Here is a 3,781-nt window from a genome sequence, read left to right on the forward strand (position 1 = left end):
TCCCGGCCGCGCCCGCCGGGCCGGAGCGGGCGGCGCCCGCCCCGCGCCGCACCCGGCTGGCGCGCCGCCTCACCCCGTGGCTCTTCCTGACCGCCCCGCTGGCCCTGCTGCTGACCTTCACCTACGCGCCGATCGCCAACATGCTGGCGTACAGCTTCACCGACTGGGACGGCGTCAGCCCGGAGCTGAACTGGACCGGCACCGAGAACTACACCGAACTCCTCACCCGTTCCGAGCTGTTCGAGGTCTTCTTCGTCAGCGGCTACTACCTCGTCGCCTCCGTGGTGCAGATCGGCCTCGCCCTCTACTTCGCCACGGTCCTCAGCTTCAACGTCCGCTTCCGGAACTTCTTCAAGGGCGTGCTGTTCTTCCCGTACCTGATCAACGGGGTGGCGATCGGCTTCGTCTTCCTCTACTTCTTCCAGGACGGCGGCACCCTCGACTCCGTACTGAGCCTGTTCGGCGCCGGGACCGACCACGCCTGGCTGGGCACGCCGTTCTCCGCGAACACCTCGCTCGCCGGCGTCTCCGTCTGGCGCCACATGGGCCTGAACTTCGTGCTCTTCCTCGGCGCCATCCAGTCCATCCCGGGCGAGCTGTACGAGGCGGCCGAGATCGACGGCGCGAACCGCTGGCAGCAGTTCCGGCACCTCATCGCGCCCGGCATCAAGCCCGTCCTGGGCCTCAGCGTGATCCTCTCCGTCTCCGGCTCGCTCTCGGTCTTCGAGATCCCGTACATCATGACCGGCGGCGCCACCGGCACCGAGACCTTCGTGATCCAGACCGTGAAGCTGGCCTTCCAGTTCAACAAGACGGGCCTCGCCTCGGCCGCCGCCGTCGTCCTGCTGCTGATCGTCCTGGCGGTCACCTGGGTGCAGCGGCGCATCGTCCCCGACGAGAAGGTGGACCTCGTATGACCCGCCGCACCGCGGCCCGCGCCCTCGTGCACCTCTCCCTGATCCTCGCCACGCTCGTCGTGCTGCTGCCGCTCACCGTGGTCTTCCTGACCTCGCTGAAGTCCTCGGAGGAGATGGCGGACGGCAGCGGAGCGCTGGCGCTCCCCGACGACCCGCTGAATTTCGACAACTACGTGACGGCGTTCCGGGACGGCCAGATGCTGTCCGCGTTCGGCAACACGGCGATCATCCTGGTCGTCGCCGTCGGCGGCACGATCCTCATCGGCTCGATGACCGCGTACGCCATCGACCGCTTCCACTTCCGCTTCAGGAAACTGGTCGTCGCCCTGTTCCTGCTCGCCGCGCTGGTGCCCGGGGTGACCACCCAGGTGGCGACCTTCCAGATCGTCGACAGCTTCGGCATGTTCGACAGCCTGTGGGCGCCGATCGCGCTCTACATGGGCACGGACATCGTGTCGATCTACATCTTCCTGCAGTTCATCCGCTCCATCCCCGTCTCCCTGGACGAGGCGGCCCGTCTGGACGGCGCAGGCGCCTTCACGATCTACCGCAAGGTGATCCTCCCGCTGCTCAGACCGGCGATCGCGACGGTCGTGATCGTGAAGGGGATCAACGTCTACAACGACTTCTACATCCCCTTCCTCTACATGCCCTCCGAAGATCTTGGCGTGATCTCGACGTCCCTGTTCCGCTTCAAGGGCCCCTTCGGCGCGCACTGGGAGACCATCTCGGCGGGCGCGGTCCTGGTCATCCTCCCCACCCTGGTGGTCTTCCTCTTCCTCCAGCGCTTCATCTACAACGGCTTCATGAGGGGGGCGACGAAGTGAGGACGCCGGGCTCCGGGGAGCGCCCCGGACGGCCGTCACCGCCTACGCGCGCCAGTAGCCGCGGCGGAGCAGCACCGCCAGGGGAACGATCTCGACGCGGCCGAGGAGCATGAGGGCGGTCAGGATCGCCTTCGACGCCGCCCCGAGCGGTGCGTAGGAACCGAACGGGCCGAGCTCGCCGAAGGCCGGTCCGACGTTGCCGAGGCAGGCCGCGGCGGCACCGAGCACGGTGAACGCACCGGTTCCGGCCGCGTCCGCCCCGGCGTCGAGGGCGAGGCCGAACGCCCCCAACGCGAGGGCGAGCAGGTAGAGGAGGGCGAACACGAGCACCGAGCGGAGCACGGGGGTGCCGACCACCCGGCCGCTCACCCGCACCGGGAGGACGGCGTCGGGGTGGACGGCCTGCTCCAGCTCCTGGCGGGCGAAGCGGAAGAGGACGAGATGGCGGACGACCTTGACCGAGCCGCTCGCCGACCCGGCACAGGCCCCGACGAACATCAGCGCCAGGAGGGTGAGCGTCGCGAGGGTCCCCCAGCCCGACCAGTCCAGCGTCGCGAAGCCGGTGGTGGTCATCACCGAGACCGCCTGGAAGGCCGCGTGCCGGACGCCGCCGAGCCCGGTCACGGCACCGGCGGCGAACAGCTCGACGGCCATGACGGACGAGCTCACGACGAGCAGGCCGAGGTACAGGCGCAGTTCCTCGTCACGTGACGCGGCCCGGACCTGCCGCAGCGCGGCGAGGCGGTACAACCGCAGCAGGTTCACCCCGGCCACCGCCATCAGCCCGCACAGCACCCACTGCGTCACCGGCGCGAGGTCCCGGGCCGAGCCGGCCTCCGGGGCGAACCCGCCGAGGGCCACGGTGGACGTCGCGTAGGAGAACGCGTTGAAGAGGTCCATCCGCCGGTCCAGCCCGGCCCACCCCAGGGCGGCCAGGGCCAGGACGCCGGCCGCCGTCACCGCGAGGTAGACCTTCCAGAGCCGTCGGGCGGTCCCGCGGACGGTCGCGCCGAGCGACTCCATCTCGACGGGGCCCGGCAGTTCGGAGCGCAGCAGCTCGCGGCCTCCGATGCGCAGCCGGGGCAGCACCGCGAGCGCGAGCACGATGATCCCCAGACCGCCCAGCCAGTGGCTGAACTGGCGCCAGAACAGCATGCCGGGTCCGAGCGCGCCGACGTCGGTCAGGACCGTCGCACCGGTGGCGGTGAACCCCGACATCGCCTCGAAGTAGGCGTCGACCGGGTGGTCGAGCTGCGGGACGCGGCCGAGGAGGAACGGCAGCGCGCCGAACGCGGGCACCAGCAGCCAGACGGCGACGACGACGAGGAACCCCTCCCGGACGCCCAGCGGGGGCCGTCCGCCCGACAGGCGCTTGAGCGCCAGGCCCGTCAGGGCCACGGCGAGTCCGGTGACGAGGAAGGGCCACGAGGGCTCGCCGGCCGCGAGCGCGACGGCCACCGGCGCGGCGAACGCGATCGCGAACCAGGCGAGCAGGGCGCCGACGACGCCCAGCGCGGTCCGCACGTCGACGCCGGTCCGTCCGCGCGGACTCCACCGGCGCCGGCGTGGCGGCGCGTGCGGCGGCCTCACAGATCGTGCTCGATCGCGGGGACGCGGTCGGGCTCGGTGAGGACGACGACCCGGTCCCCGGGCCGCAGTTCGTCCTTCCCGCCGGGGAAGAGCACGGCGCCGTCGCGGACGATCGCGCCCACACCGGCTCCGGGAAGCGCGTCGACCGGACGGTGCGCGAACCGGCTGTCGGGCCGGACGGTGATGTCGAGCACCTCGAAGCGGTCGTCCCCCAGCATCGCCATCTGGTGGGTGCGCTCGTCGAACGTGAAGCGGGCCATCTTCTCGGCGGTCTCGTCACCCGGGTCGATCGTCACGTCGGCGCCGGCGGCCTCGAAGACCTCGGCGGCGGCGGGATCGTCGAGGACCGTCAGCGTCAGCCCGACCCCGTGCAGCTTCGCGAGCACCGCCGCGTGCAGGTTGCGCGAGTCGTCCCCGCCGGCGAGCACCGCCGCCCCCGCCGTACCG

4 protein-coding genes are annotated in these 3,781 nt (G+C 71.2%); 2 read left to right on the forward strand and 2 right to left on the reverse strand.

Annotation, left to right across the window (positions count from 1 at the left end; all coding sequences use genetic code 11):
• On the forward strand, positions 1-917 hold a 917-nt coding region (locus B7767_RS08580; protein ID WP_373408196.1), incomplete at its 5' end, for a carbohydrate ABC transporter permease.
• Positions 914-1,744: a carbohydrate ABC transporter permease gene (locus tag B7767_RS08585; protein ID WP_085571648.1), complete on the forward strand. Its 831-nt coding sequence runs from the start codon at positions 914-916 to the stop codon at positions 1,742-1,744. The genes B7767_RS08580 and B7767_RS08585, both read left to right, overlap by 4 nt.
• 42 nt (positions 1,745-1,786) lie before the next feature.
• Here the strand turns inward: B7767_RS08585 and B7767_RS08590 are convergent, their stop codons facing one another.
• Positions 1,787-3,268, reverse strand: a complete 1,482-nt coding sequence (locus tag B7767_RS08590; protein WP_085571649.1) for a TrkH family potassium uptake protein — start codon at positions 3,266-3,268, stop codon at positions 1,787-1,789.
• A 62-nt stretch (positions 3,269-3,330) separates the two neighbouring features.
• On the reverse strand, positions 3,331-3,781 hold a 451-nt coding region (locus B7767_RS08595), incomplete at its 5' end, for a TrkA C-terminal domain-containing protein (protein WP_306297949.1).

The organism is Streptomyces sp. 13-12-16 (assembly GCF_002114215.1).
Taxonomy (GTDB): domain Bacteria; phylum Actinomycetota; class Actinomycetes; order Streptomycetales; family Streptomycetaceae; genus Streptomyces.

Bases quoted from the DNA above. Each gene is read 5' to 3' on its own strand.
- B7767_RS08585 (WP_085571648.1), top strand. From the start codon at position 914: ATGACCCGCCGCACCGCGGCCCGCGCCCTCGTGCACCTCTCCCTGATC.